The organism is Methanobrevibacter curvatus (genome assembly GCF_001639295.1).
Classification (GTDB): domain Archaea; phylum Methanobacteriota; class Methanobacteria; order Methanobacteriales; family Methanobacteriaceae; genus Methanoflexus; species Methanoflexus curvatus.
In genome coordinates this window covers 1-675 of record NZ_LWMV01000129.1, presented here as the reverse complement: position 1 = coordinate 675, position 675 = coordinate 1, and the positions used below count along the sequence as shown (strand labels likewise).

The 675-nt window shown below is 31.1% G+C and carries 1 pseudogene; it reads right to left on the bottom strand.

What is annotated here, in order from left to right:
• A pseudogene (locus MBCUR_RS03295) lies at positions 1-675 on the bottom strand (DUF11 domain-containing protein); the annotation flags it as partial.

Here is a 675-nt window from a genome sequence, read left to right as displayed (position 1 = left end):
TGTTGCCTGTATTATTTTGATCTGTACCTGTGACATTTGCTATATTGCTTATATTTCCAGTACCATTCAACTGAACAATTAAAGTAATAATATAAGAATTATTATTTAAAATACTTGAAATAGTCCAATTAACAGCTTGACCCACACGGATATAGCTTCCATTAGTACTAACAAAAATCAACCTGTCATCTAAAACATCAGTAATATTCACATTAGTCGCAGTATCAGGACCACGATTAGTCACATTAATAGTATACTCAACTAAAATACCATTCAAAACAACACCAGTAACATTCACAGTCTTAACAATACTTAAATTAACAGTTGGAGTAACATTCACAGTACTATTATTACCAGTACTATTATTACCAGTATCATTCTGATCAGTTCCAGTAACATTTGCTATATTACTTATAACTCCAGTACCATTCAACTGAACAATTAAACTAATAATATAAGAATCACCGTTTAAAATGCTTGAAATAGTCCAATTAACAGCTTGACCCACACGGATATAGCTTCCATTAGCACTAACAAAAATCAACCTATCATCTAAAACATCAGTAATATTCACATTAGTCGCAGTATCAGGACCACGATTAGTCACATTAATAGTATACTCAACTAAAATACCATTCAAAACAACACCAGTAACATTCACAGTCTTAACAATAC